Source organism: Pseudomonas sp. WC1, assembly GCF_050586565.1.
Taxonomy (GTDB): domain Bacteria; phylum Pseudomonadota; class Gammaproteobacteria; order Pseudomonadales; family Pseudomonadaceae; genus Aquipseudomonas.
In genome coordinates, this window is sequence record NZ_JBOBDQ010000008.1 from 101,653 (window position 1) to 127,811 (window position 26,159).

The 26,159-nt window shown below is 64.0% G+C and carries 27 protein-coding genes; 20 read left to right on the top strand and 7 right to left on the bottom strand.

Annotated elements, in window-relative coordinates; all coding sequences use genetic code 11:
• Positions 1–8: 8 nt before the first annotated feature.
• The 5 genes from ACQ4OD_RS05785 (at position 9) to era (ending at position 6,090) form a co-directional block, all read left to right on the top strand.
• Positions 9–1,415, top strand: coding sequence for a DegQ family serine endoprotease (locus ACQ4OD_RS05785; protein WP_371918089.1), 1,407 nt, complete (start codon positions 9–11; stop codon positions 1,413–1,415).
• 270 nt (positions 1,416–1,685) lie between these two features.
• A complete protein-coding gene (lepA, locus tag ACQ4OD_RS05790; RefSeq protein WP_038705563.1) occupies positions 1,686–3,485 on the top strand; it encodes a translation elongation factor 4 in 1,800 nt (599 codons plus the stop codon).
• A gap of 5 nt (positions 3,486–3,490) precedes the next feature.
• Positions 3,491–4,345 carry a signal peptidase I gene (lepB, locus tag ACQ4OD_RS05795; protein WP_110697764.1) on the top strand — a complete coding sequence of 285 codons (855 nt, stop codon included), beginning with the start codon at positions 3,491–3,493 and terminating at the stop codon, positions 4,343–4,345.
• A gap of 160 nt (positions 4,346–4,505) precedes the next feature.
• Positions 4,506–5,195, top strand: a complete 690-nt coding sequence (rnc, locus tag ACQ4OD_RS05800) for a ribonuclease III (RefSeq protein ID WP_023630413.1) — start codon at positions 4,506–4,508, stop codon at positions 5,193–5,195.
• The gene (gene era, locus ACQ4OD_RS05805) at positions 5,188–6,090 is read left to right on the top strand and encodes a GTPase Era (RefSeq protein WP_031315023.1); all 903 of its coding nucleotides are present in this window, start codon (positions 5,188–5,190) and stop codon (positions 6,088–6,090) included. Before rnc ends, era begins: the two co-directional genes overlap by 8 nt.
• A gap of 76 nt (positions 6,091–6,166) precedes the next feature.
• Here the strand turns inward: era and ACQ4OD_RS05810 are convergent, their stop codons facing one another.
• Positions 6,167–6,826, bottom strand: coding sequence for a glutathione S-transferase (locus ACQ4OD_RS05810; RefSeq protein ID WP_198754951.1), 660 nt, complete (start codon positions 6,824–6,826; stop codon positions 6,167–6,169).
• A 146-nt stretch (positions 6,827–6,972) separates the two neighbouring features.
• Between ACQ4OD_RS05810 and ACQ4OD_RS05815 the strand changes: the two genes are divergently transcribed.
• The 3 genes from ACQ4OD_RS05815 (at position 6,973) to ACQ4OD_RS05825 (ending at position 10,610) form a co-directional block, all read left to right on the top strand.
• Positions 6,973–7,275: a hypothetical protein gene (locus ACQ4OD_RS05815; RefSeq protein ID WP_046853681.1), complete on the top strand. Its 303-nt coding sequence runs from the start codon at positions 6,973–6,975 to the stop codon at positions 7,273–7,275.
• Between the two features lie 51 nt (positions 7,276–7,326).
• Entirely contained in the window at positions 7,327–7,578 is a 252-nt protein-coding gene (locus tag ACQ4OD_RS05820; RefSeq protein ID WP_028688612.1) for a TIGR02647 family protein, read from the top strand.
• Between the two features lie 167 nt (positions 7,579–7,745).
• Complete coding sequence (locus tag ACQ4OD_RS05825) at positions 7,746–10,610, top strand: class I adenylate cyclase (RefSeq protein ID WP_430944010.1); 2,865 nt, start codon at positions 7,746–7,748, stop codon at positions 10,608–10,610.
• A gap of 5 nt (positions 10,611–10,615) precedes the next feature.
• On the opposite strand, the gene rnk is transcribed toward ACQ4OD_RS05825, so the two are convergent.
• The 3 genes from rnk to cyaY form a co-directional block, all read right to left on the bottom strand.
• Entirely contained in the window at positions 10,616–11,026 is a 411-nt protein-coding gene (gene rnk / locus ACQ4OD_RS05830) for a nucleoside diphosphate kinase regulator (protein WP_102683527.1), read from the bottom strand.
• A 155-nt stretch (positions 11,027–11,181) separates the two neighbouring features.
• A complete protein-coding gene (locus tag ACQ4OD_RS05835; protein WP_110697045.1) occupies positions 11,182–11,400 on the bottom strand; it encodes a DUF1289 domain-containing protein in 219 nt (72 codons plus the stop codon).
• 1 nt (position 11,401) lies between these two features.
• On the bottom strand, positions 11,402–11,734 hold the full coding sequence (cyaY, locus tag ACQ4OD_RS05840; RefSeq protein ID WP_102683529.1) for an iron donor protein CyaY: 333 nt from the start codon (positions 11,732–11,734) through the stop codon (positions 11,402–11,404).
• 206 nt (positions 11,735–11,940) lie between these two features.
• Here cyaY and lptM point away from each other — a divergent pair, with 206 nt between their 5' ends.
• The 6 genes from lptM to ACQ4OD_RS05870 are packed head-to-tail and all read left to right on the top strand — an operon-like array spanning position 11,941 to position 16,554.
• Positions 11,941–12,147, top strand: a complete 207-nt coding sequence (lptM, locus tag ACQ4OD_RS05845) for an LPS translocon maturation chaperone LptM (protein WP_102683530.1) — start codon at positions 11,941–11,943, stop codon at positions 12,145–12,147.
• A 9-nt stretch (positions 12,148–12,156) separates the two neighbouring features.
• Entirely contained in the window at positions 12,157–13,404 is a 1,248-nt protein-coding gene (gene lysA / locus ACQ4OD_RS05850; protein ID WP_258599680.1) for a diaminopimelate decarboxylase, read from the top strand.
• A gap of 4 nt (positions 13,405–13,408) precedes the next feature.
• A complete protein-coding gene (gene dapF / locus ACQ4OD_RS05855) occupies positions 13,409–14,239 on the top strand; it encodes a diaminopimelate epimerase (RefSeq protein WP_198754948.1) in 831 nt (276 codons plus the stop codon).
• Between the two features lie 13 nt (positions 14,240–14,252).
• On the top strand, positions 14,253–14,963 hold the full coding sequence (locus tag ACQ4OD_RS05860; RefSeq protein ID WP_046853676.1) for a DUF484 family protein: 711 nt from the start codon (positions 14,253–14,255) through the stop codon (positions 14,961–14,963).
• The gene (xerC, locus tag ACQ4OD_RS05865; RefSeq protein WP_198754947.1) at positions 14,963–15,862 is read left to right on the top strand and encodes a tyrosine recombinase XerC; all 900 of its coding nucleotides are present in this window, start codon (positions 14,963–14,965) and stop codon (positions 15,860–15,862) included. Before ACQ4OD_RS05860 ends, xerC begins: the two co-directional genes overlap by 1 nt.
• Positions 15,859–16,554 carry an HAD family hydrolase gene (locus tag ACQ4OD_RS05870; RefSeq protein ID WP_198754946.1) on the top strand — a complete coding sequence of 232 codons (696 nt, stop codon included), beginning with the start codon at positions 15,859–15,861 and terminating at the stop codon, positions 16,552–16,554. Before xerC ends, ACQ4OD_RS05870 begins: the two co-directional genes overlap by 4 nt.
• Positions 16,555–16,615: 61 nt before the next feature.
• Here the strand turns inward: ACQ4OD_RS05870 and sutA are convergent, their stop codons facing one another.
• The 3 genes from sutA to glnK form a co-directional block, all read right to left on the bottom strand.
• Positions 16,616–16,945, bottom strand: a complete 330-nt coding sequence (gene sutA / locus ACQ4OD_RS05875; RefSeq protein ID WP_023632536.1) for a transcriptional regulator SutA — start codon at positions 16,943–16,945, stop codon at positions 16,616–16,618.
• Positions 16,946–17,377: 432 nt separating this feature from the next.
• Positions 17,378–18,712, bottom strand: coding sequence for an ammonium transporter (locus ACQ4OD_RS05880; RefSeq protein WP_102683535.1), 1,335 nt, complete (start codon positions 18,710–18,712; stop codon positions 17,378–17,380).
• Positions 18,713–18,759: 47 nt separating this feature from the next.
• Positions 18,760–19,098 carry a P-II family nitrogen regulator gene (glnK, locus tag ACQ4OD_RS05885; protein WP_002555808.1) on the bottom strand — a complete coding sequence of 113 codons (339 nt, stop codon included), beginning with the start codon at positions 19,096–19,098 and terminating at the stop codon, positions 18,760–18,762.
• Positions 19,099–19,504: 406 nt separating this feature from the next.
• Here glnK and ACQ4OD_RS05890 point away from each other — a divergent pair, with 406 nt between their 5' ends.
• The 6 genes from ACQ4OD_RS05890 to ACQ4OD_RS05915 all read left to right on the top strand — a co-directional run bounded on the left by ACQ4OD_RS05890 (position 19,505) and on the right by ACQ4OD_RS05915 (position 26,131).
• Positions 19,505–19,768: an accessory factor UbiK family protein gene (locus ACQ4OD_RS05890; protein ID WP_102683536.1), complete on the top strand. Its 264-nt coding sequence runs from the start codon at positions 19,505–19,507 to the stop codon at positions 19,766–19,768.
• 24 nt (positions 19,769–19,792) lie between these two features.
• Positions 19,793–20,221 carry a TOBE domain-containing protein gene (locus ACQ4OD_RS05895; RefSeq protein WP_139674523.1) on the top strand — a complete coding sequence of 143 codons (429 nt, stop codon included), beginning with the start codon at positions 19,793–19,795 and terminating at the stop codon, positions 20,219–20,221.
• An 803-nt stretch (positions 20,222–21,024) separates the two neighbouring features.
• Positions 21,025–23,736, top strand: coding sequence for a magnesium-translocating P-type ATPase (mgtA, locus tag ACQ4OD_RS05900; protein ID WP_430944011.1), 2,712 nt, complete (start codon positions 21,025–21,027; stop codon positions 23,734–23,736).
• A 10-nt stretch (positions 23,737–23,746) separates the two neighbouring features.
• The gene (locus ACQ4OD_RS05905; protein ID WP_232968073.1) at positions 23,747–24,181 is read left to right on the top strand and encodes a DUF2493 domain-containing protein; all 435 of its coding nucleotides are present in this window, start codon (positions 23,747–23,749) and stop codon (positions 24,179–24,181) included.
• Positions 24,182–24,231: 50 nt separating this feature from the next.
• Positions 24,232–25,719, top strand: coding sequence for a YifB family Mg chelatase-like AAA ATPase (locus tag ACQ4OD_RS05910; RefSeq protein ID WP_139674532.1), 1,488 nt, complete (start codon positions 24,232–24,234; stop codon positions 25,717–25,719).
• 160 nt (positions 25,720–25,879) lie between these two features.
• A complete protein-coding gene (locus tag ACQ4OD_RS05915; RefSeq protein WP_139674535.1) occupies positions 25,880–26,131 on the top strand; it encodes a DUF2790 domain-containing protein in 252 nt (83 codons plus the stop codon).
• Positions 26,132–26,159: the final 28 nt, after the last annotated feature.

Below are 26,159 nucleotides of genomic sequence, written 5' to 3' on the forward strand. Positions count from 1 at the left end.
ACCTATCGATGTTCGCTGCCGTGCTGATGCTCGGCCAGGTGCTCAGTGCCCAGGCCGAGGAGTCCCTGCCGGACTTCACCACCCTGGTCGAGCAGGCCTCGCCGGCGGTGGTCAACATCAGTACCAAGCAGAAGCTGCCGGACCGCCGTGTCGCCGCCGGGCAGATGCCCGACCTGGAAGGCCTGCCGCCGATGTTCCGCGAGTTCTTCGAGCGCAACATGCCGCAGCAGCCGCGTTCGCCGCGCGGTGATCGCCAGCGTGAGGCGCAGTCGCTGGGGTCGGGCTTCATCATTTCCAGTGACGGCTACGTGCTGACCAACAACCATGTGGTGGCCGACGCTGACGAGATCATCGTCCGCCTGTCCGACCGCAGCGAGCTGCAGGCCAAGCTGGTGGGTACCGACCCACGCACCGACGTGGCGTTGCTCAAGGTCGACGGCAAGAACCTGCCGACCGTCAAACTGGGCGATTCGGAAAAGCTCAAGGTCGGTGAATGGGTGCTGGCCATCGGTTCGCCGTTCGGCTTCGACCACTCGGTGACCAAGGGTATCGTCAGCGCCAAGGGCCGCACGCTGCCCAACGACACCTATGTGCCGTTCATCCAGACCGACGTGGCGATCAACCCGGGCAACTCCGGTGGGCCGCTGTTCAACATGAAAGGCGAGGTGGTGGGCATCAACTCGCAGATCTTCACCCGTTCCGGCGGCTTCATGGGCCTGTCGTTCGCCATCCCGATCGACGTGGCGATCGATGTATCGAACCAGTTGAAGAAAGACGGCAAGGTCAGCCGCGGCTGGCTGGGCGTGGTGATCCAGGAGGTCAACAAGGACCTGGCCGAGTCGTTCGGCCTGGACAAGCCGGCCGGTGCCCTGGTGGCCCAGGTCCTGGAAAACGGCCCGGCAGCCAAGGGCGGCCTGCAGGTGGGCGACGTGATCCTGAGCATGAATGGCCAGCCGATTGTCATGTCCGCCGACCTGCCGCACCTGGTGGGCAGCCTGAAAGATGGCGAGAAAGCCAAGCTTGAGATCATCCGCAATGGCAAGCGCCAGAACCTGGATGTGACCATCGGCGCATTGCCCGAGGATGACGCCGACATCGGCATGGGTGCGGGTGCCGATGGCAGCGCCGAGCGCAGCAGCAACCGTCTGGGCGTATCTGTCGCCGACCTCAGTGCCGAGCAGAAAAAGTCGCTCGAACTCAAGGGTGGGGTGGTCATCAAGGAAGTCCAGGATGGCCCGGCGGCCATGATCGGCCTGCGTCCGGGCGATGTGATCAGCCACCTGAACAACCAGGCCATTGCCTCGGCCAAGCAGTTCACCGAGATCGCCAAGGAATTGCCGAAGAACCGTTCGGTGTCCATGCGCGTGCTGCGCCAGGGGCGTGCCAGCTTCATCACCTTCAAGCTGGCTGAATAAGCGGATTGCAAGGTAGGAAAGGGCAGCCTCGGCTGCCCTTTTTCTTGAGCAAGCAGGAGTAAAGGTCCTGCGTGGGAGCGGGTTTGCCCCGCGATATTGTCAGATCAGGCAACAATTTCAACTGATCGGACGCCATCGCGGGGCAAGCCCGCTCCCACGCTAACCGATAGGCAGGTGACAAGGGTTCTCCCATATCCCTGCGGCTTGAGGTACAATTCCCGGCTATTTTTCGGCGGGCGTCCGGCTCGCAGCCTTTTCGAGTGTTGACCTGTGAGTGATTTGAGTCATATCCGCAATTTCTCCATCATCGCCCACATCGACCATGGCAAGTCGACGCTGGCCGACCGTTTCATCCAGATGTGCGGTGGCCTGTCGGCGCGCGAAATGGAAGCCCAGGTCCTCGATTCCATGGACTTGGAGCGCGAACGCGGTATCACCATCAAGGCCCACAGCGTCACGCTGCACTACAAGGCGCAGGATGGTAAAACCTACCAGCTGAACTTCATCGACACCCCCGGCCACGTTGACTTCACCTATGAAGTCTCGCGCTCGCTGGCGGCGTGCGAGGGCGCGCTGCTGGTGGTCGATGCCGGCCAGGGCGTCGAGGCGCAATCGGTGGCCAACTGCTATACCGCCATTGAGCAGGGCCTGGAAGTCATGCCCGTGCTGAACAAGATGGACCTGCCCCAGGCTGACCCGGACCGCGTCAAGGACGAGATCGAGAAGATCATCGGCATCGACGCCACCGACGCCGTGGCTTGCAGTGCCAAGAGCGGCATGGGCGTCGACGAGGTGCTCGAGCGCCTGGTACATACCATCCCCGCTCCGACCGGTGAGATCGACGCCCCGCTGCAGGCGCTGATCATCGACTCCTGGTTCGACAACTACCTGGGCGTGGTCTCGCTGGTGCGTGTGCGCCAGGGCCGCGTCAAGAAAGGCGACAAGATCCTGGTCAAGTCCACCGGCAAGGTGCATCTGGTCGACAGCGTTGGTGTGTTCACCCCGAAACACACCCAGACCGCTGATCTGAAAGCCGGTGAAGTGGGCTTCATCATCGCCAGCATCAAGGACATCCATGGTGCGCCGGTGGGCGACACCCTGACCCTGTCCAGCACCCCGGAAGTCGAAATGCTGGCGGGCTTCAAGAAGATCCAGCCGCAGGTTTACGCGGGCCTGTTCCCGGTCAGTTCCGACGACTTCGAGGACTTCCGCGACGCCCTGCAGAAGCTGACCCTGAACGACTCGTCTCTGCAATACATGCCGGAAAGCTCCGATGCCCTGGGCTTCGGCTTCCGTTGCGGCTTCCTCGGCATGCTGCACATGGAGATCATCCAGGAGCGCCTGGAGCGCGAATACGACCTGGACCTGATCACCACCGCGCCAAGCGTGATCTACGAGCTCGAGCTCAAGACCGGTGAGACCATCGTCGTCGACAACCCATCGAAGCTGCCGGACGTCTCGTCCGTCACCGACTTCCGCGAGCCGATCGTCACCGCGACCATCCTCGTGCCGCAGGAGCACCTGGGCAACGTCATCACCCTGTGCATCGAGAAGCGTGGCGTGCAGCGCGACATGCAGTTCCTCGGTAGCCAGGTGCAGGTGCGCTACGACATGCCGATGAACGAAGTGGTCCTGGACTTCTTCGACCGGCTCAAGTCCACCAGCCGCGGCTACGCGTCGCTGGACTACCATTTCGACCGCTACCAGTCGGCCAACCTGGTCAAGCTGGACGTGCTGATCAACGGCGACAAGGTCGATGCCCTGGCCCTGATCGTGCACCGCGACAACGCCGCCTACAAAGGCCGTGCGTTGACCGAAAAGATGAAGGAACTGATCCCTAGGCAGATGTTCGACGTGGCGATCCAGGCAGCTATCGGCGGCCAGATCATTGCGCGGACAACCGTCAAGGCGCTCAGAAAGAACGTACTGGCCAAGTGCTACGGTGGCGACGTCAGCCGTAAGAAGAAGCTGCTGGAGAAGCAGAAGGCTGGTAAGAAACGCATGAAGCAGGTAGGTAACGTGGAGATTCCACAGGAAGCCTTCCTCGCTGTGCTCAGGTTGGATAGCTAGGTCCTATGTCGCTAAATTTCCCGCTGTTGCTCGTCATCGCCGTCGCTGTCTGCGGTCTGTTGGGTCTGATCGACCTGCTGTTCCTGGCCCCGCGCCGGCGGGCGGCGATCGCCAACTACCAGGGCAGCGTCAGCCAGCCTGAAATGGCCGTGGTCGAACGCCTGAACAAGGAACCCTTGCTGGTTGAATACGGCAAGTCGTTCTTCCCGGTGCTGTTCATCGTGCTGGTACTGCGTTCGTTCCTGGTCGAGCCGTTCCAGATCCCCTCGGGGTCGATGAAGCCGACGCTGGAAGTGGGCGACTTCATCCTGGTGAACAAGTTCTCCTACGGCATTCGCCTGCCGGTGATCGACAAGAAGGTCATCGAGGTGGGGGATCCGCAGCGCGGGGATGTGATGGTGTTCCGCTACCCGAGCGACCCCAACGTCAACTACATCAAGCGTGTGGTCGGCCTGCCGGGCGACGTGATCCGCTACACCGCCGACAAGCGGCTGTTCGTCAATGGCCAGGCGATTGCCGAGCAGTTGGTCGGCAGCGAGCCGGGCACCCTGGGCAGCGCTGAGCTGTACAAGGAAAAGCTCGGTGAAGCCGAGCACCTGATCCGCAAGGAAATGACCCGCTATCGCATGCCGCCGGACCAGCAGTGGACCGTGCCGTCCGGTCACTACTTCATGATGGGTGACAACCGCGACAACTCCAACGACAGCCGCTTCTGGGATGATCCGAACATTCCCAAGGAACTGCATGGCATGGTTCCGGACCGGAATATCGTCGGCAAGGCCTTTGCGGTCTGGATGAGCTGGCCAGAGCCGAAACTCAGCCACTTCCCGAACCTGTCGCGGGTCGGGCTGATCCATTGAGTAACGACGGCGCTGTCCACGGACGGCGCCGATTGCATTTCTGACATAGGCTGTGTTCTCAGGGAGCGAGGCTTTCGCCGTTTCCGGCGTCTGACCACAGTCAAACCGTCTTTCAGGATGTTGATTTGAACAACGCGTTGAACATTGCCGGGGTGGCCCCATGAGTGGTTCCCTTGCACGCCTGGAGCGCAAGCTCGGCTACACCTTCAAGAACCAGGACCAGATGCTGCTGGCCCTGACCCATCGCAGCTACGCCGGGCGCAATAACGAGCGCCTGGAGTTCCTTGGCGATGCCATCCTCAACTTCGTGGTCGGCGAGGCGCTGTTTGAGCGCTTCCCGCAGGCGCGTGAGGGCCAGTTGTCGCGTCTTCGCGCCCGTCTGGTCAAGGGCGAGACCCTGGCGCGGCTGGCCCGCGGCTTCGACCTGGGCGAATACCTGCGCCTGGGTTCGGGTGAGCTGAAAAGCGGTGGCTTCCGTCGCGAGTCGATTCTTGCCGACGCTCTCGAGGCCCTCATCGGTGCGATCTATCAGGACGCCGACATGCAGACCGCACGCGAGCGAATCCTCGCCTGGCTGACCGACGAGTTCGATGGCCTGACCCTGGTCGACACCAACAAGGACCCCAAGACGCGCCTGCAGGAGTTCCTGCAGTCGCGTGCCTGCGAGTTGCCACGTTACGAAGTGGTGGATATCCAGGGCGAACCGCATTGCCGGACTTTCTTCGTCGAATGCGAAGTGGTCCTGCTGAACAAGAAAAGCCGCGGCCAGGGCGTGAGCCGGCGTATCGCCGAGCAGGTCGCCGCCGCCGCCGCATTGATCGCCCTGGGCGTGGAGAATGGCAATGACTGAGAATACTTCGACCCGCTGCGGCTATGTGGCCATCGTCGGTCGCCCCAACGTGGGCAAGTCCACGCTGCTCAACCACATCCTCGGCCAGAAGCTGGCGATCACCTCGCGCAAGCCGCAGACCACCCGCCACAACATGCTCGGCATCAAGACCGAGGGTGACGTGCAGGCGATCTACGTTGACACCCCCGGCATGCACAAGGCCAACGACAAGGCCCTGAACCGCTACATGAACCGCAACGCCTCGGCGGCCTTGAAGGACGTCGACGTGGTGATCTTCGTGGTCGACCGCACCAAGTGGACCGACGAGGACCAGTTGGTGCTGGAGCGCGTGCAGTACGTGACCGGCCCGTTGATCATTGCGGTCAACAAAACCGACCGCATGGAAGAGAAGGCCGAGCTGATCCCGCATCTGCAATGGCTGCAGGAACAACTGCCGAACGCCGAAGTGATGCCGATTTCCGCGCAGCAGGGGCATAACCTCGAAGCGCTGGAAGCCCAGATCGCCAAGCACCTGCCCGAGAACGATCACTTCTTCCCGGAAGACCAGATCACCGACCGTAGCAGCCGCTTCCTGGCCGCCGAGCTGGTGCGCGAGAAGATCATGCGTCAGCTCGGTGCGGAGCTGCCGTACCAGATCACCGTGGAGATCGAGGAATTCAAGCAGCAGGGCCATGTGCTGCACATCCATGCGCTGATCCTGGTTGAGCGCGACGGCCAGAAGAAGATCATCATTGGCGACAAGGGCGAGCGCATCAAGCGCATCGGCTCCGAGGCGCGCAAGGACATGGAAGTACTGTTCGACTCCAAGGTCATGCTCAACCTGTGGGTCAAGGTGAAGGGCGGCTGGTCCGACGACGAGCGCGCCCTGCGTTCGCTGGGTTACGGCGACCTGTAAACCCTTCGGCGGCACTGCCTCGGCTCGTGGGAGCGGCGATGCGGCGGCCCGACTTGCCCCGCGATTGTTTACAGCGTTAGCGCTTGTTCTTGATCATTTCGAGGAATGCCGGCATCGCCGCGTCCTTGTCCGCCACGATCCGCGCCATGTGCGGGTTCTCACCCAGCAATTGCAACAGCTTCTTCGCTTCCGTGAAGTCCTCCAGGAAGTCGATGTTCAGCACCTTCTTGCCCACCGCGCAGGCCAGGTCGACCGAGAAACAGAACATCAGGTCGGCGATGGTCAGCTGCTCACCGGCCACATACGGCGCGAACCTGCCATTGCGCCTGAGGGTGGCAAAGCCCGCCAGCAGATCCACCCGCGCCCGCTCCTTGATCAGCGGCTCCACCGCCGCGCCGAAGAACGCCTCGGCGTAGCAGGTACGCGCTGGCAGCTCGATATACAGCTCGATTTCCCGCAGCAGCTCGCGCACCTTGGCCTGCCCGAAGGCATCGGCCGGCAGCAGCGCCTTGCCCGGCTGGGTCTGCTCGATGTAGTCGAGGATGACCCCGGTCTCGCTGATGAAACCGTGCTCGGTCTGCAGCACCGGCACCTTGCCACGGGGGCTGATGGCCAGGGCTTGAGGCAACTGGCCGCCGAAGAACGGCACCTCTTCGAAGGGCACGCCTTTCTCCAGCAAGGCCAGCTTGACCATGTTGTAGTAGTTGCTGACCGCGAATCCATGAAGCTTGAGCATTGAGACAGCCTCCAAGGCCGTATGGGGTTGGCCCGGCTGTTATAGCTCCCTTGCCCACCCTTGGCCAGTGCCATGCCCGGCGCTGATGGCCGGGCATTGCCAGCGCAGGCGTGGCACACTGTGCGCCTTACCACAGGAGCACCGCCATGAGCGAACCCCAAGACATCGACAGCAATGATGAAGAAGACTTCGCCGAGGCCACCCTGACCCAGGCGATCGAGAACCAGATCGAAAGCGGCGAGCCGCCGGCCGCCAAGGCCACTTTCAACAAGCTGACACTGGTCGGCTACGAGCGTGAAGACATCCTCAACCTCATGGCCCACGTGCTGGCCATCGAGATCGACGCCATGCTCGACGAAGATCGCCCGTTCGATACCGAGTGGTACGAAACCGCCCTGCGCGCCCTGCCGGAGCTGCCACCTGAGGCGGATCAAGGCGACATCGAATAAGCCTGACTACACTCCTGACTTCCATCCTTGTCTCGAAGTCAGGAGTTGCCCATGCCTTTTACCCCCGAACTGATCGCCGAACTGGAAGTCCTTTCCCAGTTCAACCTGGACAACCACCAGGAAGGCATCAAGGTTAGCAGCGACGCCTCCCCCGCCCTGGTCGCCGCCGCCAAGCGCCTGCATGACAAAGGGCTCACCGACCAACCCGATGGTGGTTACCTGACCAGCCTCGGTAACGATGCCGCTGAAAGCGTCCGGCTTTTGCTAACCATCCTCAAATCGAAATCCGCCCAGCCAGCCTGAACCCGTGCTCCCGCTCCTGCAGCTCGGCAGACCTGCAGGAGCGGGCTTACCGTCGATGGCTGGCACAGGCGTTGCCAATCTGACGTCAAAAAGCCAGCAACCCCTTATCCGACCGCGCCACTCAGGCTAAACTCGCCAGAGCTTCCCCCGGCCTGCCTGAGCGCGCAATGAACCACCCCCACGAAATCCGCCCCGACCTGGATCAAGGCATCGACCGCAAGGAGCTGGCCAAGCTGCGCGCGCGCTTCCTGAAGATCAACCAGGGCCGCCTGGCACGGGCGATGGAAGGGTTATCCACACGCCAACAGCAGGTCATCACGCTGCTGACACTGTTCTTCCACGTCAATCATCCGCTGCTGCCAGGCTATGTTTCCGGCACCACCCCCGCCGGCGTCTCCGGTTTCGAGCCCGACGGCGAGCTGCTCGCCGAAGCCCAGCGCCTGACCCGCTCGTTCACCTACAAGCCACGCCACGGCAATCCACCGCAGCCGATCCACGGCCTGTTTCTGATGGGCAGCCTCGGCACGCTGGCCCAGGCCGAGCAGAGCGACATGGACCTCTGGGTGTGCCATGCACCGGACCTGGACGAGCAGGCCGTGGCCGACTTGCGACGCAAGTGCCAGCTGCTCGAAACCTGGGCGGCCAGCCAAGGCGCCGAAGCTCATTTTTTCCTGATCGAACCCCGGGGCTTCGTCCAGGGCGAGCGCGATGGCCAGCTCAGCTCCGACGACTGCGGCACCACCCAGCATTACCTGCTGCTCGACGAGTTCTACCGCACCGCCATCTGGCTGGCCGGGCGCACGCCGCTGTGGTGGCTGGTGCCGGTCTACCAGGAACACAACTACCGCGACTACACCCAGACCCTGCTGTCCAAGCGCTTCATCCGCGCCCAGGACGATCTCGACCTGGGCCACCTGGCGCACATTCCGTCGGGCGAGTTCGTCGGCGCCGGGCTGTGGCAGCTGTTCAAGGGTATCGACTCACCCTACAAGTCGCTGCTCAAGCTGCTGCTCACCGAGGCCTACGCCAGCGAGCACCCGCAGGTGCGCTGCCTGAGCCTGGACTACAAGCGGGCCGTGTTCGCCAACCAGCTGGATCTGGATGAGCTCGACCCCTACGTGATGGTCTACCGCCGCATCGAACGCTACCTGCTCCTGCGCGGCGAGCCGGCACGCCTGGAGCTGGTGCGGCGCAGCCTGTACCTGAAGGTGAACAAGAAGCTCGGCGACCAGGGCCGTACACGTAGCGGGGGCTGGCAACGCCAGCTCCTGGGGCGCCTGACCGAAGAATGGGGCTGGGACGAGCGCCAACTGGCACTGCTCGACAGTCGCAGCCAGTGGAAAGTGCGCCAGGTGGCGGTCGAGCGCCGCGAACTGGTGGCAGAGCTGAACCACAGTTACCGCTTCCTGACCCAGTTTGCCCGCCAGCAGAACGCCAACAGCCGCGCCGACCAGCGTGACCTCAATGTGCTTGGCCGCCGCCTCTACGCCGCCTTCGAGCGCCGGGCCGGCAAGATCGAGGTGATCAACCCGGGCATCGCCCCGGACTTGGCCGAGGACACCCTGACCCTGGTGCAATCACCCAACCGCAAGGAACCGGGCACACACCACTGGGGGTTGTACAACGGCAACCTGGCCGTACACGAGTGGGAGCACTTCAGCCCGATCAAGCGCTGCCGCGAACTGCTCGAGCTGCTCACCTGGGCCCACCGCAATGGCGTGATCGACAGCAGCACGCGCCTGGCCCTGCACCCAGGTGTCAGCGACCTGAGCGAGTTCGAGCTGTTCAACCTGATCGGCAGCCTGCAGCAGAGCATCCCCCTGCCCCTGGAGACAGTCAGCGAGGTGCGCCTGCTGCAGCCGAGCGTGGCCAACGAGATCCTGCTGTTGGTGAATGTCGGCGTCGACCCGCTGCGCCATCAGCGCGACCTGAACATTCTGATGACCACTGAGCGCACCGACTCGCTGAGCTACGCCGGGGTACGCGAGAACCTGGTGCTGACCCTCGACCAGATCACCCTCAACAGCTGGAACGAGGTGCTGGTGCAACGCTACGACGGCGAGCATGCGCTGGCGCGCTGCCTGCGCGACTTCCTCAACAGCCTGGACCAGCGCAGCCACCGCCCGCGGGTGCGGGTACGCTGCTATTGCCACAACCGCGCCCAGGCCATCAGCCAGCGGGTCGAGGAGATCTTCGACACCGTGCAATTGCTGCTCGACCAGGGCCTGAATCACCGTTACCTGCTGCAGGTGGCCCAGCACACCCACATCCTCGACCTGCAGCCCGGGCAGGTGACCCTGGCCAGCCTCGCCGACCACGACGCGGTGCTGGCGGCCCTCGGCGAGGAGCGCGGCAGATACAGCCCGTTGCACCTGGACACCCACGCCCTGCAGGACCACGACCTGCCGCTGGTCCTGGCCCAGGGCCAGCCCGGCTGCATCCAGGTGTTCTACCGCCTGTTCGAGGGCTGGGCCGACCTGTACGTGCTCGATGAGCACAACGCGCTCTGGCAACAACGGCTGCCACTGCAGGACGAGCCGCACCTGCTGCTGCCGCTGCAACGCTTCCTGCAATCGATGCTGATGCGCCGCGACGCCCAGTTGCCACTGGACAGCCTGCCGCTGGCATCGCTGCGCATCCTCTATTACCAGTTGCTGCCCTCAGGCATCGGCAAGGCACGCAGCCTGGAGCCAAGACCGGCACCTTCGGACAACCAGAACCAGGCGTATTTCGAAGTTCAGGCGATCCTCCAGGCCGGCACGGGCGAAGAGGTGCATGTCACCCTTTACTGCGACCAGCAGGAGTTTTCCGAACTGGAGCATGGCGACCAGCTGTATGCCGTGGTCGCCCGGCAGATCCTGCGCCAGCGCCGCGGCAGCGGCAGTTACCGCTGCTACATCACCGACCTCGACCTGTCCGAGCTGCTGGAGGACGAGCAAGGGTCCACCAGCCTCTACCTGCGCTACAAACGCGAGCTGGAGCAGGCACTCAACGATGGGCTGGAGCAACTGCAGGCGCGGCTGGAGCCCTGATCACCTCAGAGATCGAAATCGCCTGCCGCTTCCGGCTGGTACTCGACTGCCAGCAGCTCGAGCTTGAGCGTCTTGCCGCCCGGCGCCGGCCAGTCGATCTGGTCGCCCACCGACAGGCCCAGCAGTGCGCAGCCGATCGGCGCAAGGATCGAGACGTTGCCTTCAGGGCCAGCGTCCTTCGGATACACCAGGGTCAGGTGGTAATCCTTGCCACTGGCGATCTCGCGGCAGTGCACGCGGGAGTTCATGGTCACCACGCCGGCCGGGACTTCCTCGTGACCCACCACGTTTTCGGCGCGGTCCAGCTCGTCCTGCAGGGCGAGCACACCCGGGGTGCTTTCATCGAGGGCGTCGAGCAGGCGCTCGAGACGCTGCACGTCCAGTCGGGTGAGGATGAGGGAAGGCTTGGTGCTCATGATCCAGTCAGACTCCTTTGAACAGGCAATTTACTAAAGGCAGATAAAGCAAAACCCCGCCCAAGGGCGGGGTTTGTGAAATGCTTGGCGTCACCGACGCAGACCCTGACACTACCACAGCGGGGCAAATACTCAAGCCCACACCGTCGTTGTGGCTATGCCTGGCGCCCTGTTTTCAGGGCCAGCGCCTCGCGGCAGATCTGCCGGCGCCGTTCGTCATCGGCCGAGCGCCACTCACGGATATGCTCGACGTGGCGGTGGCAGCCGGTACAGACCTTGTACTCATCCAGCCGACATATGCTGATACAAGGTGACGGCACCGCCGGGCTCACATTGCTGTAGAGCGGCTTGGGCGGCCTGGGCTGTTCGCTCATTTCAGATCTCGTCGAAGTCCAGCTTCTCGCCGGCCCGCTCCCAGACGATGCGCTCGAGCATCTCGCCGAGCAGCTCTTCGCTCTTCTCGCACACCCACTTGCCGCTCTCTTCGTCGTAATCGAAGTGGAAACCACCGGACTTGTCCGCCAGCCACAATTGGCGCAGCGGCTCCTGGCGGCTGAAGATCAGCTGGCTGCCGTTATCGAACTTGATGGTCAGGACGCCAGCGGAGTTCTCCATGTCCAGGTCCATGCCGCTTTCATCGAACAGATCTTCCAGGGCCTGTTGGGTCGCGTCGACCAGGTCGTGGAAACGCGCTTCGCTCAAACTCATTGCAAGGACCTCGAAAAATGGCTGTACACACGCAAGCCGGGCACGATAAGGGCGAAAGCCTCAAGCTACAAGCTAATAGCTGTAAGAAAAAGCCGCATCGCCTTTGGTCGCCGCACCGCCGCCAAGGGGGTGCCCCTTGCATAGGCAATCAGGTGGTCGCTCGGTATACTCGGCCGCAATACTGCATATTTCCAAGGATTTCACCCATGAAACGCCTGATTTCCTCCCTCGCGGCGCTGGTCGCGGTCGCCTGCCTCGTTTCGGCCTGCGGTCAGAAAGGCCCCCTGTACCTGCCAGAAGACGGCAAGGACGGCAAAGGCCCGCGCAAGTCGCACCAGCATGCCAAGCCAGTCCAGCCGCAACCTGTGCTGGAGCAGCAGCAAGAGCAGCCAGAAGAGTCGCCCGCGCAGTAAGGAAATCCCATGGATGCATTCAACTACCGCGGCGGTGAGCTGTTCGCGGAAGGGGTGGCCCTGTCGGCGATCGCCGAACGCTTCGGTACGCCCACCTACGTGTACTCGCGTGCCCATATCGAGGCGCAGTACCGCAACTACACCGATGCCCTGCACGGGGTGGAGCACCTGGTCTGCTTCGCGGTCAAGGCCAATTCCAACCTGGGCGTGCTGAACCTGCTGGCGCGCCTGGGCGCGGGCTTCGACATCGTTTCCGGCGGTGAGCTGGAGCGCGTGCTGGCCGCCGGTGGCCGCGCCGATCGCGTGGTGTTCTCCGGTGTCGGCAAGACCCGCGAGGACATGCGCCGCGCCCTGGAAGTGGGCGTGCACTGTTTCAACGTCGAGTCCACCGACGAGCTCGAGCGCCTGCAAGTGGTGGCCGCCGAGATGGGCAAGGTCGCGCCGGTGTCGCTGCGCGTGAACCCGGACGTCGACGCCGGCACCCACCCTTACATCTCCACTGGCCTCAAGGAAAACAAGTTCGGCATCGCCATTGCCGACGCCGAGGCCATCTACGTGCGCGCCGCGCAGTTGCCGAACCTCGACGTGGTCGGTGTTGACTGCCACATCGGCTCACAGCTGACCACCGTCGAACCGTTCCTCGATGCCCTCGACCGCCTGCTGGTGCTGGTCGATCGCCTGGCCGAGTGCGGCATCCACCTGCGCCATCTCGACCTCGGTGGCGGTGTCGGCGTGCGCTATCGCGACGAACAGCCGCCGGAGCTTGCCGATTACATCAAGGCCATTCGCGAGCGCATCGGCAGCCGCGACCTGGCCCTGGTGTTCGAGCCGGGCCGCTATATCGTCGCCAACGGCGGCGTGCTGCTGACCCGCGTGGAATACCTCAAGCACACCGAGCACAAGGACTTCGCCATCATCGACGCGGCGATGAACGACCTGATCCGCCCGGCCTTGTACCAGGCCTGGATGGACATCAGCGCAGTCAAGCCTCGCGAAGGCGAAGGTCGGGCCTACGACTTGGTCGGCCCGATCTGCGAGACCGGCGACTTCCTGGGCAAGGATCGCGTGCTGGACCTGGCCGAGGGCGACCTGCTGGCCGTGCGCTCCGCGGGCGCCTATGGTTTCGTCATGAGCTCCAACTACAACACCCGTGGCCGCTGCGCCGAAGTGCTGGTCGATGGAGACCAGGCCTTCGAAGTGCGTCGCCGCGAGACCGTCACCGAACTGTTCGCCGGCGAAAGCCTGCTGCCGGAGTGAACCCATGCTGCTGCGTTTTACCAAGATGCACGGGCTGGGCAACGACTTCATGGTCCTCGACCTGGTCAGCCAGCACGCACACATCCAACCCAAGCACGCCAAGCAATGGGGTGACCGCAACACCGGCATCGGCTTCGACCAGTTGCTGATTGTCGAGGCGCCGAACAATCCGGATGTCGACTTCCGCTACCGGATCTTCAATGCCGATGGCTCCGAAGTCGAACAGTGCGGCAACGGCGCGCGCTGCTTCGCCCGTTTCGTCCTGGACAAGCGCCTGACCGCGAAGAAGCGCATCCGCGTCGAGACCAAGGGCGGCATCATCGTGCTCGATGTGCGCAACGACGGACAGATCTGCGTCGACATGGGCCCGCCGCGCTTCACGCCGGCCGAGGTCCCGTTCATCGCCGATGAGCAGGCGAGCAGCTATGCACTCGAAGTCGACGGCCAGGTGCACCAGATCGCCGCAGTGTCCATGGGCAACCCGCATTCGGTGTTGCGCGTGGACGATGTGCACAGCGCTCCGGTCCATGAGCTGGGGCCGAAGATCGAGCATCACCCGCGCTTTCCGCAGCGGGTCAATGCCGGCTTCATCCAGGTAGTCGACCGCCACCGCGCCAACCTGCGCGTATGGGAGCGTGGCGCGGGCGAGACCCAGGCATGCGGCACAGGCGCCTGCGCCGCCGCCGTGGCGGCGATCAGCCAAGGCTGGATGGACTCACCGGTGACCATCGAGCTGCCGGGCGGGCGCCTGAGTATCGAGTGGGCCGGCCCCGGCAAGCCGGTGCTGATGACCGGCCCCGCCGTTCGTGTGTTCGAAGGACAAGTTCGTCTCTAAGCGAGTATCCGCCATGACCGATCAGCCTAACGTTGCATCCCCGCAGGCCAGTGAGCTCGATGCCGAAGCGGTGGTCGCCTACCTGCGCGCCCACCCGACCTTCTTCGCCGAGCACGACGAGCTGCTGGTCGAACAGCGCATTCCTCACCAGCGCGGCGACAGCGTGTCGCTGGTGGAACGCCAGCTCAAGCTGCTGCGCGACCGCAACATCGAGATGCGCCATCGCCTGTCGCAACTGATGGACGTGGCCCGCGACAACGACCGGCTGTTCGACAAGACCCGCCGGCTGATCCTCGACCTGCTCGACGCCAGCACCCTGGAAGAGGTGGTGATGGCGGTCGAGGACAGCCTGCGCCAGGAGTTCCAGGTACCCTTCGTCAGCCTGATCCTGTTCGGCGAAAACGCGGCGCCCGTGGGGCGCTGGGTTTCCGGGGCCGAGGCGCAGCAGGCCATCGGCGGCCTGATCGGCGGCGGCAAGACCATCAGCGGCAGCCTGCGCGAACATGAGCTGGCGTTCCTGTTCGGCAACGATCAGCACAAGGAAGTCGGCTCCAGCGCCGTGGCCACCCTCGAGTACCAGGGCCTGCACGGCGTACTGGCGATCGGCAGCCGCGATCCGCAGCACTACAAGAGCAGTGTCGGCACCCTGTTCCTCAGCTACATCGCCGAAGTGCTCGGCCGCGTGGTGCCGCGCTTTACCCAGACTCTGCGCTCGGTGCGCTGATGGAACGCCAGCTGGAGGCTTATTGCGCACACCTGCGCAACGAGCGCCAGGTGTCCGAGCACACCCTGCTGGCCTACCGTCGTGACCTCGAGAAGGTCATCGAATTCTGCAACGCCCAGGGCATCGCCGGCTGGGCTGCCCTGCAGGTCCAGCAACTGCGCCAGCTGGTCGCCCGCCAGCACCATCACGGCCAGTCCTCGCGCAGCCTGGCGCGCCTGCTCTCGGCGGTGCGCGGGCTGTACCGCTACCTCAACCGCGAAGGGCTGTGCCAGCACGATCCGGCCAACGGCCTGGCGCCACCCAAGGGTGAGCGGCGCCTGCCCAAGGTACTGGACACCGACCGCGCCCTGCAGTTGCTCGACGGCGGCGTCGACGACGCGTTCATCGCCCGCCGCGACCAGGCCATCCTCGAACTGTTCTATTCGTCCGGCCTGCGCCTGTCGGAACTGACCGGGCTCGACCTCGAGCACCTGGACCTGGCTGCCGGGCTGGTGCAGGTGCAAGGCAAGGGCGGCAAGAGCCGCGTGCTGCCGGTTGGCCGCAAGGCCCGGGAGGCGCTGCAGGCCTGGTTGAAACTGCGCGGCATCGCCGGCCCGCGGGACAGCGCCGTGTTCCTCAGCCGCCAGGGCAAGCGCCTCGGTCCCCGAGCCATCCAGCTGCGGGTCAAGGCCGCCGGCGAGCGCGAGCTCGGCCAGCACCTGCACCCGCACATGCTTCGCCATTCCTTCGCCAGCCATCTGCTGGAATCGTCCCAGGACCTGCGCGCGGTGCAGGAGATGCTCGGCCACGCCGACATCAGCACCACGCAGATCTATACCCACCTGGACTTCCAGCACCTGGCTGCGGTGTACGACAGCGCCCACCCCCGGGCCAAACGCAGCAAGGACACAGACGCATGAGCATCAAGCTGATCACCTTCGACCTGGACGACACCCTCTGGGATACCGCGCCGGTCATCGCCAGCGCCGAAGTCGTCCTGCGCGACTGGCTCGAAGCCAACGCGCCGATCCTCGGCGGCGTGCCGGTCGAGCACCTGTTCGCCATCCGCGAGCGCCTGGTACAGGCTGAACCGGGCCTCAAGCACCGCATCAGCGCCCTGCGCCGGCGGGTGCTGTTCCATGCCCTGGAAGAGGTCGGCTACAGCGAAAAACACGCCCAGGAACTGGCCAACGAAGGTTTCGAGGTGTTCCTGCATGCGCGGCACCAAGTCGAGGTGTTCCCAGAGGTGCAGCCGGTGCTGGAGATCCTGCGCCACCACTACGTTCTCGGTGTGGTGACCAACGGCAATGCCGACGTGCGCAGGCTCGGCCTGGCGGACTACTTCCGCTTCGCCCTGTGCGCGGAAGACCTGGGGATTGGCAAGCCAGACCCTGCACCCTTCCTCGAAGCGCTGAAGCGCGGCGAGGTGGACGCAGGAGCGGCGGTGCACGTCGGCGACCACCCGGGCGACGACATAGCCGGCGCCCAGCGCGCCGGGCTGCGGGCGGTGTGGTTCAACCCCCAGCACAAGCCCTGGAGCGGCGAACAGGCGCCGGATGCGGAGATCCAGCGTTTGTCGCAGTTGCCAGAGGTGCTAGCACGCTGGCGCTGACTGACAGTCGACGCCCACAAAAAAGCCCGCAGCGACGGCGGGCTTCTTTGCGTTCAGCCACTCAGATAGGGCGGCTGCCGTACTTGTTGTCCGGCTTCTTGGGGGGATCGGCGACCACGTTGGCCTCCACTTCCTGCACCTTGCCACCGCGCGAAAGAAACTCTTCCATCGCCTTGGCCAGCGCGTCGCGCTCTTTCTGCTTGGCTTCCATGCTCGGCATCTCGTCTACCGAGACAGCCGCCTTGGACTTGCCCTTGGCAGCAGGTGCCGGGCTGCTGTCGTCATCGCCGGCATCTTCCGCGCCATCGTCGGCCGCAGCTTCCAGGCCGTCATCAGCCTCGTCTTCGTCGCCTACTTCGAGGTCATCATTTTCCAGATCGTCGTCGCTCATGTTCTACCTCATGACTTGCAAAAAGCAGGTTAGTTATAGACCGGTGCAGCCGTAGACCGGCAGCCACCAGTGAAAATTCAACTGGCCGTGGGTTGGCCACTGCCCTGGGTGTCCGCCCCCTCATGGGAGGCCCGGCACCCTGCAGGCCCTGCTCCTGGCAAGGCCTGACAAAATCCTTTGAACCCTTGCTGGCCACAGGCTATTGGCAAGCCTAGCAAAGGGTGGCGAAGTGTGTGGACTACTCGTCCAGCTCCCTTCGGCGCGCATTCTAGCGCGCTCGCAGAAAAAGCAAAGCTCCAGAAACGCCCAATGACTTGTAAGTTTTCTACCTGCGTCGCGATCACGACAGAGAAACCGTTTGCCCGGCGCGAATCGGCAAACTACAGGCAAAAAAAATGCCCGGCGAGCCGGGCAAGTTTTCCAGCGTGGCGGTTACAGGTTGTAGCCGCGCTCGTTGTGCTGAGCCAGGTCGAGGCCGACCGACTCTTCTTCTTCGCTGACCCGCAGGCCCATCACCAGGTCCAGGACCTTGAGAATCACGTAGGTGACGATGGCGGTGTAGACCACGGTGAAGATCACGCCCTTGGCCTGGATCCAGAACTGCGCGGCGATATCGGTGACCGCGCCGAAACCGCCCAGGGCAGGTGCCGCGAACACACCGGTGAGCAGGGCGCCGATGATGCCGCCGATACCGTGCACGCCGAAGGCGTCGAGGGAGTCGTCATAACCCAGCTTGCGCTTGAGGCTGGTGGCGCAGAAGTAGCAGACCACGCCGGACACCAGGCCGATCACCAGGGCGCCCATCGGGCCGACGGTACCCGCGGCAGGGGTGATGGCGACCAGACCGGCGACCACGCCCGAAGCAATGCCCAGTGCGCTCGGTTTACCGTGGAAAACCCACTCGGCGAACATCCAGCCCAAGGCGGCGGCGGCGGTAGCGATCTGGGTCACCAGCATGGCCATGCCAGCGGTACCGTTGGCCGCCGCAGCGGAACCTGCGTTGAAGCCGAACCAGCCGATCCACAGCATGGCCGCACCCATCAACGTGTAGCCCAAGTTGTGCGGAGCCATCGGCGTAGTCGGGTAGCCCTTGCGCTTGCCCAGCACCAGGCAGCAGACCAGGCCGGCGATACCGGCATTGATGTGCACCACGGTGCCGCCCGCGAAGTCCAGCACGCCCCAGTCCCACATCAGCGCGCCGTCACCACTCCAGACCATGTGCGCGATCGGCGCGTAGACCAGGGTGAACCACACACCCATGAAAATCAGCATGGCCGAGAACTTCATGCGTTCTGCGAAGGCACCGACGATCAGCGCCGGGGTGATGATGGCGAAAGTCATCTGGAAGGTGATGAATACCGCCTCGGGGAACAACGCGGTAGCCGAGGTCAGGCCCGACGGCGTGACGCCGCTGAGGAAGGCCTTGGAGAAGCCACCGATGAAGGAGTTGAAATTGAGCACGCCCTTTTCCATACCGGCGGTATCGAAAGCCAGGCTGTAGCCGTAGATGACCCAGAGGATGCTGATCAGGCCGGTGATGGCAAAGCACTGCATCATCACCGACAGCACGTTCTTCGAGCGCACCATGCCGCCGTAGAACAGGGCCAGGCCCGGGATGGTCATGAACAGGACCAGTGCCGTCGAAGTGAGCATCCAGGCAGTGTCGCCGGAGTTCAGCACAGGGGCGGCAGTTTCCTCGGCCAGGGCCAGCCCTGGCATTACGAGGGACAATAGGGCTCCTAGCCCTGCGATCTTGCGCAGAGTCATGTTGTTTTCTCCTGGGGCGTTGGGTTTGGTGAGGCTTTGCTTGGCGCTTAGATCGCGTCGGTATCGGTTTCGCCGGTACGGATGCGGATCGCCTGCTCCAGATTGACCACGAAGATCTTGCCGTCGCCGATCTTGCCGGTGTTGGCTGCCTTGGTGATGGCTTCGATCACCCGATCGAGGTCCTTGTCGTCGATGGCAACATCGATCTTCACCTTGGGCAGGAAATCGACCACGTATTCAGCGCCGCGATACAGCTCGGTGTGACCCTTCTGCCGGCCGAAACCTTTGACCTCGGTCACGGTGATGCCCTGCACGCCGATTTCCGACAGCGACTCGCGCACGTCGTCCAGCTTGAACGGCTTGATGATGGCAGTGACTAGCTTCATGAAACTCTCTCCCGATTTGATGGACTTGCCCCAGGAAAACAAACCCGTCTCAAGTCTAAGCGCAGCGCCTGGCTTTGTAACGCGTCGTCGGCTCCATTCTCCCCGCCGACACACGATCCACCTGTGACGAAGGACCTTGCGGCTCCGCCTGCGCACTGCCTGGTCACAAGGGACTGCATCAGTGCATGGCTCACTCGGGTCTTTGCAGAAACCTTGCCAGTTCGAACAACGATCGGGAAAACAGGGAGTTGCGTGAATCGGTAGGGATTGGCCAGTTGCCAGCAGCGAAAAAGCGCACAAAATCGGTGCGCGACCTTTGGCCGCCCTGCGCGAAAAGCGTGCAGGGCAAGCGGGCAAAAGCGGCGTGCTACACTGCGGCACTTTCAGTGATCAGCGGATACCAGACATGCTCGCGCCCAAAGCCTTCCTCGATGCCCTGAGCGACCAGGCCTCGCGCCTGTTCAGCGGCGACACCGCCGCGCCCCGTGCCGAACTGGAGAGCCAGTTCAAGGTGCTGATGCAGGGGGCCTTCAGCAAACTCGACCTGGTCAGCCGCGAGGAATTCGACAGCCAGATGGTGGTGCTCGCCCGTACACGCGCCCGCCTCGAAGCCCTCGAGCAGCAATTCGCCGAGCTGGAAGCCAGGATGGCGCCGTCCGCCAAAGAATAACGATCGATACAGGGAGTGCTTGCCATGAAAGTCAGTGCCCGTAATGTCTTTGAAGGTACCGTCAGCGCCGTCCAGCCTGGCGCGGTGAATGCCGAGGTCGAGCTGACTCTCGGTGGCGGCGAGAAACTGGTCGCGGTGGTCACCATGGCCAGCCTGCACAACCTCAGTATCAACGTCGGTAAACAGGCCGTGGCCCTGGTCAAGGCGCCGTGGGTGGTGCTGATGACCGATGCCGACGGCTACAGGCTGTCGGCGCGCAACAGCCTCGAAGGCGAAGTGTTGCGAGTCGGTGACGGCGCGGTGAATGCCGAGGTGGTGCTGAAGCTTTCCGGCGGCACCGAGGTGTATGCCATCGTCACCCGCGAAGCGGTGCAGGAACTTGGCCTGAAGCCGGGTGTGAAGGCCACCGCGCTGATCAAGGCCTCGCACATCATCCTGGGTGCCAAGCCTTGAATGAATGCCCGCTTTCTACCTTGCCCAGGTAGAAGCGGGATTACCACGCGATGGTAATCGCGCCGCACACTGCATTAATTTCCCTCCCAGCAGATGAAACTTGTTTAAGTTACGTCTTCCTGGTTGACTTCCTCGCTATGCTTTGCATAAAGTTCACCCGCCCCGAAAAACGGGCCTTTATTTCAACTCACGAAGAATCCAATGGACACAGTATCTAGTCGCTGTCTGGCAGCTCCTGGCCGCCAGGCACTTGAACCGGAACTCCGGGCCCGCCCCTAGGTCGGGCAAGCCGCGCCAGAGCCTGATGCTCCGCCGTAGCTTGCCGCCCCGGGTGCCCGCCCGGTCGGAGGCAAGCTCATGAACCTTGATATCGCTACCCCTCGCCTGCGCGCCTTTGCGCACAAGGCCCCGTACCGTCCTGTCCGCGACTGGGGCTTGTCCTCGCCCCTGAAACCGCCCAGTCGATAGCGTGCCCGTTGCTGCCTGCAGTGACGCGCGCGATGCTGTCTGTTCGCTGAACTGACGCCATTTAAATCGTCAGAAACTTCCGAACTTTAAGTAATTAAAGTTCTTTGGAACTCTATTGCCCGCCATTTAACAGATGGGATTAACCGACCATGGAATCAGCCAGTAGAAAGTTCGCTGCCGATCTTATTTCCGGCATTCGCCAGCGAACACGTAAATGTCGGAAAAACCACGTTTTTCATTGTTTGAATCATTGCGACACGGGACACGTTTACTCACCTTCCCCACCGTGAGTCGACTGTGTGTCGTGCCGCCTCCTGCGGCAGGAGCACAGCCAAATGACCGTAAAAGACCGCAACACCCGCAGCAAAGCCGGCGAAGACACCCGCCTGTCCATGCGCGCCGCCCGCGAGGCACGCAACGGCCTGGCCGTGACCCTGGCCAACCTCGACGCCAGCGAACTGGGCCTGACCGAGCACGAAGCCGCCAAGCGCCTGCAGCGCGACGGCGCCAACCAAGTCGCCCATGACAAGCCGCAACCGGCCCTGGTGCAATTGCTCAAGGCCTTGCACAACCCCTTTATCTACGTGCTGCTCACCCTCGCCGGCATCAGCTTCGTCACCGACTACTGGCTGCCGGTACGCTCAGGCGACCTGGAAGAAGCGGACCTGACCAAGGTCATCATCATCATGACCATGGTCAGCCTCAGCAGCCTGCTGCGCTTCTGGCAGGAGTACCGCTCGGGCAGGGCCGCCGACGCCCTCAAGGCCATGGTCCGTACCACCGCCACCGTGCTGCGCCGCGAGCGCCACGACCAGCCAGCGCGCCTGCGCGAAGTGCCCATGAACGAACTGGTGGCCGGCGATATCGTGCAACTGGCCGCCGGCGACATGATCCCCGCCGATATCCGCCTGATCGAGTCCCGCGACCTGTTCATCAGCCAAGCGGTGCTGACCGGCGAAGCGCTGCCGGTGGAGAAGTACGACACCCTCGGCCACGTCGCGCAGAAGTCCGCCGCCGACAGCGCCAACGATGAAAGCGGCCTGCTGGATCTGCCCAACATCGGCTTCATGGGGACCAACGTGGTCAGCGGCCGCGCCCGCGCCGTGGTGGTGGCCACCGGCAAGCGCACATATTTCGGCTCGCTGGCCAAGGCCATCGTCGGCTCGCGTAGCCAGACCGCCTTCGACCGTGGCGTGAACAGCGTCAGCCGGCTGTTGATCCGTTTCATGCTGGTGATGGTGCCGGTGGTGTTCATGCTCAACGGCGTGGTCAAGGGCGACTGGAGCGATGCCTTCCTGTTCGCGCTGGCCGTGGCCGTGGGCCTGACCCCGGAGATGCTGCCGATGATCGTCAGCGCCAACCTGGCCAAGGGCGCCGTGGCCATGGCCCGGCGCAAGGTGGTGGTCAAGCGGCTGAACGCCATCCAGAACTTCGGCTCGATGGATGTGCTGTGCACCGACAAGACCGGTACCTTGACCCAGGATCGCATCATCCTCGAACACCATGTCGACCCCAGTGGCCAGGTGGCCCCGCACCTGCTGGAGCTGGCTTGGCTAAACAGCCATCACCAGAGCGGCGTGAAGAACCTGATGGACCAGGCCGTGCTGCGCTTTGCTGGCGAAGACCAGCGCTTCCAGCCACCCTATGCCTACGCCAAGGTCGACGAGTTGCCCTTCGACTTCATCCGCCGTCGCCTGTCGGTGATCGTCAAGGATGCCCTGGGCGATCACCTGCTGGTGAGCAAGGGCGCCGTCGAGGAAATGCTGGCCATCGCCACCCATATGGAAGAAGGCGGCCAGCGTGTCACTCTGGATGCCGGGCGACGCCAGCAACTGCTGGCCACCGCCAGCAGCTACAACCAGGAGGGTTTCCGCGTGCTGCTGGTCGGCACCCGTGACATCCCGGCCTCCGACGGCAAGCCTCAGTACCACACCGATGACGAACGCGAGCTGGTGATCCGTGGCTTCCTGACCTTCCTCGACCCGCCCAAGGAGACCGCAGGCCCAGCCATCGCCGCCCTGCGCGAGATGGGCGTGAAAGTGAAGGTGCTGACCGGCGACAACCCGGTGGTCACCTGCAAGGTCTGCCGCGAAGTCGGCCTGGAGCCCGGCCAGCCGCTGCTCGGCCAGGACATCGAACGCCTGGACGACATCCAGCTCAAGGCCCTGGTCGAAGAGCGCACGGTTTTCGCCAAGCTCACCCCACTGCAGAAGTCGCGGGTGCTCAAGGCGCTGCAGGCCAACGGCCACACCGTGGGTTTCCTCGGTGACGGCATCAACGACGCCCCGGCGTTGCGCGATGCCGACGTGGGCATCTCGGTGGACAGCGGCACCGATATCGCCAAGGAATCGGCCGATATCATCCTCCTGGAAAAGAGCCTGATGGTGCTGGAGGAAGGCGTGCTCAAGGGCCGCGAAACCTTCGGCAACATCATGAAGTACCTGTGCATGACCGCCAGCTCGAACTTCGGCAACGTGTTCTCGGTGCTGGTGGCCAGCGCGTTCATCCCGTTCATGCCGATGCTGGCGATCCACCTGCTGTTGCAGAACCTGATGTACGACTTCTCCCAGCTGTCGCTGCCGTGGGATCGCATGGACAAGGAGTTCCTGCGCGAACCACGCAAGTGGGATGCCCGCAACATCGGCCGTTTCATGCTGTGGATCGGCCCCACTTCGTCGATCTTCGACATCACCACGTTTGCGCTGATGTGGTACGTGTTCGCCGCAAACAGCGTGGAAATGCAGGCGTTGTTCCAGTCCGGCTGGTTCATCGAGGGGTTGCTGTCGCAAACGCTGGTGGTGCACATGCTGCGCACCCGCAAGGTGCCATTCTTCCAGAGCACCGCGGCGCTGCCGGTGATCCTGGCCACCGGCCTGGTGATGTGCCTGGGCATCTACATCCCGTTCTCGCCGCTGGGGGCGATGGTCGGGCTGGTGCCCCTGCCGTGGGAATACTTCCCGTGGCTGGCCGCCACCCTGCTGGGCTACTGCCTGGTGGCCCAGGGCATGAAGACCCTGTACATCCGCCGCTTCGGCCAGTGGTTCTGAGGGGGTGGGCATGCGCGTACTGATCTGCGCGGGGCGCAACTACGCCGACAGCCAACGCTGCCGCCAGGCGCTGGACGCCCTCCAGCGCCAACAACCGATCCGGGTGCTGATCCACGGCGGCAGCCAGCACCTGGGCGGCGAAATCGAAGGCTGGGCCCGGGAGCAGGGCGCCGACATCGTGCGCTACCCGCCCAACTGGCAGCTGCACGGCAAGTTGGCCGAGCGCCTGCGCAACGTCTTCATGCTGCGCGACAGCCGGCCCGACCTGGTGCTGGCGCTGCCGGGCGGCGACGATACCGAGGAACTGCTGGCGCGGGCGCGGGGTTCGGGGATTCCCGTGATCTGTGGCAGGCAGCCCCGGACGGCAGGCGCCCACAGTCCTGGATGCCAGGCCGGACAAAATTCGACGCACTCTTCTCGTCCACCTGCACAGGAGCGCCACTAAGCTTTGCCAGGCCGCAGGACGCGGCCATCACCTGCAAACACGGAGTGCCCATGTCCCTAGCCCTCGTCCACAGCCGCGCCCAGGTCGGGGTACAGGCACCGGCTGTCAGCGTCGAAACCCACTTGGCCAACGGTCTGCCCACGCTCACCTTGGTCGGTCTGCCGGAGACCACGGTCAAGGAAAGCAAGGACCGGGTCCGCAGTGCCATCGTCAACTCCGGCCTGGACTACCCGGCCCGGCGCATCACCCAGAGCCTCGCCCCGGCCGATCTACCCAAGGACGGTGGCCGCTACGACCTGGCCATCGCCCTGGGCATCCTGGCCGCCAATGGCCAGGTACCGGTTGCCGCCCTCGACAGCATCGAATGCCTGGGCGAACTGGCGCTGTCGGGTACTTTGCGCCCGGTACAGGGCGTACTGCCTGCGGCACTGGCGGCGCGAGACGCGGGTCGAGCGCTGGTGGTCCCCAGGGAAAACGCCGAAGAGGCGAGCCTGGCCAGCGGCCTGGTGGTGTACGCGGTGGGGCATCTGCGGGAACTGGTGGCCCACCTGAATGCGCAACCGGCATTGTCACCCTATGCCGCGAATGGCCTATTGCTGGAGCAACGCCCCTACCCGGACCTCAGCGAAGTACAAGGCCAGATCGCTGCCAAGCGGGCGCTGCTGGTCGCCGCAGCCGGCGCGCACAACCTGCTGTTCTCCGGCCCGCCGGGCACCGGCAAGACCCTGCTCGCCAGCCGCCTGCCCGGGCTGCTGCCACCGCTGGACGAGCGCGAGGCGCTGGAGGTGGCGGCGATTCGCTCGGTCAGCGGCCATGCCCCGCTCGATTGCTGGCCACAGCGGCCGTTTCGCCACCCCCACCATTCAGCCTCTGGCCCGGCACTGGTAGGCGGTGGCAGCCGACCGCAACCCGGCGAGATCACCCTGGCGCACCACGGCGTGTTGTTTCTCGACGAGCTGCCCGAGTTCGAACGACGCGTGCTGGAGGTACTGCGCGAGCCGCTGGAGTCGGGCGAGATCGTGGTGGCCCGGGCCAAGGACCGGGTGCGCTTCCCGGCGCGCTTTCAGCTGGTGGCGGCCATGAACCCTTGCCCCTGCGGCTACCTGGGTGACCCCACCGGCCGCTGTCGCTGCAGCAGCGAGCAGATCCAGCGCTACCGCAACAAGCTGTCCGGCCCCCTGCTCGACCGCATCGACCTACACCTGACGGTGGCCCGGGAAAGTACCGTGCTGACCCACCAGCCCAGCGGCGAAACCAGCGCCAGTGTTGGCCAGCGGGTGGCCGAGGCACGGGAGCTGCAGCAGCGCCGGCAGGGCTGCGCCAACGCCTTCCTCGACCTCAAGGGGCTGCGCCGGCACTGCCCGCTGGAGCCGGTCGACCAGGCCTGGCTGGAGCAGGCCTGCGAACGGTTGACGTTGTCGTTGCGGGCAGCGCACCGACTGTTGAAGGTGGCCCGCACCCTGGCGGACCTGGAGGGGGCGCAATCCATCGCCAGGTCGCACCTGGCGGAGGCGCTGCAGTACCGGCCCAGCGCCTGATCATTTACGGCGGGTTTCCGCGCGGCTGAGCCCCTTCGACAGATCCACTCAATCGGTCTCATAGCGGAAATATATTTTGCGCACTAAATATTTGCGCGCATCATTCATCTCAAGCAGAAAGCAGTCGCCATCCCCACTTAGCAGAACCCGGAGAACGATCATGACCCTTCGCAAAGCCTTCGCCGTCACCGTCACCACCCTGGCCCTCGGCACCAGCGTCAGCAGCTTCGCCAGCGAAGCCACCCCGTACCGCTACGGCATGGACCTGGACATCGCCAAGGTCGTCAGCGTCGATGCACCCGCCAGCGCCCAAGGCCAGACCAACACCGCCACCCTGACCTACCGCGACAGTAGCGGCCAGCTGCGCGCCGTGAGCTACGTGCAACCCACCGTCCTCGCCAACCAGAACTGAGCCGCGGCTCGCCCGCCAAAGGAGCTAG

What these genes read in the sequence shown, in the direction of transcription:
- rnc (WP_023630413.1), top strand. Translation starts at nt 4,506, where the DNA reads ATGAGTGGTTCCCTTGCACGCCTGGAGCGCAAGCTCGGCTACACCTTC.
- ACQ4OD_RS05890 (WP_102683536.1), top strand. Translation starts at nt 19,505, where the DNA reads ATGCTCGCGCCCAAAGCCTTCCTCGATGCCCTGAGCGACCAGGCCTCG.
- xerC (WP_198754947.1), top strand. Translation starts at nt 14,963, where the DNA reads ATGGAACGCCAGCTGGAGGCTTATTGCGCACACCTGCGCAACGAGCGC.
- dapF (WP_198754948.1), top strand. Translation starts at nt 13,409, where the DNA reads ATGCTGCTGCGTTTTACCAAGATGCACGGGCTGGGCAACGACTTCATG.
- ACQ4OD_RS05915 (WP_139674535.1), top strand. Translation starts at nt 25,880, where the DNA reads ATGACCCTTCGCAAAGCCTTCGCCGTCACCGTCACCACCCTGGCCCTC.
- ACQ4OD_RS05810 (WP_198754951.1), bottom strand. Translation starts at nt 6,826, where the DNA reads ATGCTCAAGCTTCATGGATTCGCGGTCAGCAACTACTACAACATGGTC.
- ACQ4OD_RS05910 (WP_139674532.1), top strand. Translation starts at nt 24,232, where the DNA reads ATGTCCCTAGCCCTCGTCCACAGCCGCGCCCAGGTCGGGGTACAGGCA.
- ACQ4OD_RS05835 (WP_110697045.1), bottom strand. Translation starts at nt 11,400, where the DNA reads ATGAGCGAACAGCCCAGGCCGCCCAAGCCGCTCTACAGCAATGTGAGC.
- cyaY (WP_102683529.1), bottom strand. Translation starts at nt 11,734, where the DNA reads ATGAGTTTGAGCGAAGCGCGTTTCCACGACCTGGTCGACGCGACCCAA.
- rnk (WP_102683527.1), bottom strand. Translation starts at nt 11,026, where the DNA reads ATGAGCACCAAGCCTTCCCTCATCCTCACCCGACTGGACGTGCAGCGT.
- ACQ4OD_RS05820 (WP_028688612.1), top strand. Translation starts at nt 7,327, where the DNA reads ATGCCTTTTACCCCCGAACTGATCGCCGAACTGGAAGTCCTTTCCCAG.
- lptM (WP_102683530.1), top strand. Translation starts at nt 11,941, where the DNA reads ATGAAACGCCTGATTTCCTCCCTCGCGGCGCTGGTCGCGGTCGCCTGC.
- ACQ4OD_RS05870 (WP_198754946.1), top strand. Translation starts at nt 15,859, where the DNA reads ATGAGCATCAAGCTGATCACCTTCGACCTGGACGACACCCTCTGGGAT.
- mgtA (WP_430944011.1), top strand. Translation starts at nt 21,025, where the DNA reads ATGACCGTAAAAGACCGCAACACCCGCAGCAAAGCCGGCGAAGACACC.
- ACQ4OD_RS05895 (WP_139674523.1), top strand. Translation starts at nt 19,793, where the DNA reads ATGAAAGTCAGTGCCCGTAATGTCTTTGAAGGTACCGTCAGCGCCGTC.
- lysA (WP_258599680.1), top strand. Translation starts at nt 12,157, where the DNA reads ATGGATGCATTCAACTACCGCGGCGGTGAGCTGTTCGCGGAAGGGGTG.
- glnK (WP_002555808.1), bottom strand. Translation starts at nt 19,098, where the DNA reads ATGAAGCTAGTCACTGCCATCATCAAGCCGTTCAAGCTGGACGACGTG.
- era (WP_031315023.1), top strand. Translation starts at nt 5,188, where the DNA reads ATGACTGAGAATACTTCGACCCGCTGCGGCTATGTGGCCATCGTCGGT.
- lepB (WP_110697764.1), top strand. Translation starts at nt 3,491, where the DNA reads ATGTCGCTAAATTTCCCGCTGTTGCTCGTCATCGCCGTCGCTGTCTGC.
- ACQ4OD_RS05860 (WP_046853676.1), top strand. Translation starts at nt 14,253, where the DNA reads ATGACCGATCAGCCTAACGTTGCATCCCCGCAGGCCAGTGAGCTCGAT.
- sutA (WP_023632536.1), bottom strand. Translation starts at nt 16,945, where the DNA reads ATGAGCGACGACGATCTGGAAAATGATGACCTCGAAGTAGGCGACGAA.
- ACQ4OD_RS05905 (WP_232968073.1), top strand. Translation starts at nt 23,747, where the DNA reads ATGCGCGTACTGATCTGCGCGGGGCGCAACTACGCCGACAGCCAACGC.
- ACQ4OD_RS05785 (WP_371918089.1), top strand. Translation starts at nt 9, where the DNA reads ATGTTCGCTGCCGTGCTGATGCTCGGCCAGGTGCTCAGTGCCCAGGCC.
- ACQ4OD_RS05815 (WP_046853681.1), top strand. Translation starts at nt 6,973, where the DNA reads ATGAGCGAACCCCAAGACATCGACAGCAATGATGAAGAAGACTTCGCC.
- ACQ4OD_RS05880 (WP_102683535.1), bottom strand. Translation starts at nt 18,712, where the DNA reads ATGACTCTGCGCAAGATCGCAGGGCTAGGAGCCCTATTGTCCCTCGTA.
- ACQ4OD_RS05825 (WP_430944010.1), top strand. Translation starts at nt 7,746, where the DNA reads ATGAACCACCCCCACGAAATCCGCCCCGACCTGGATCAAGGCATCGAC.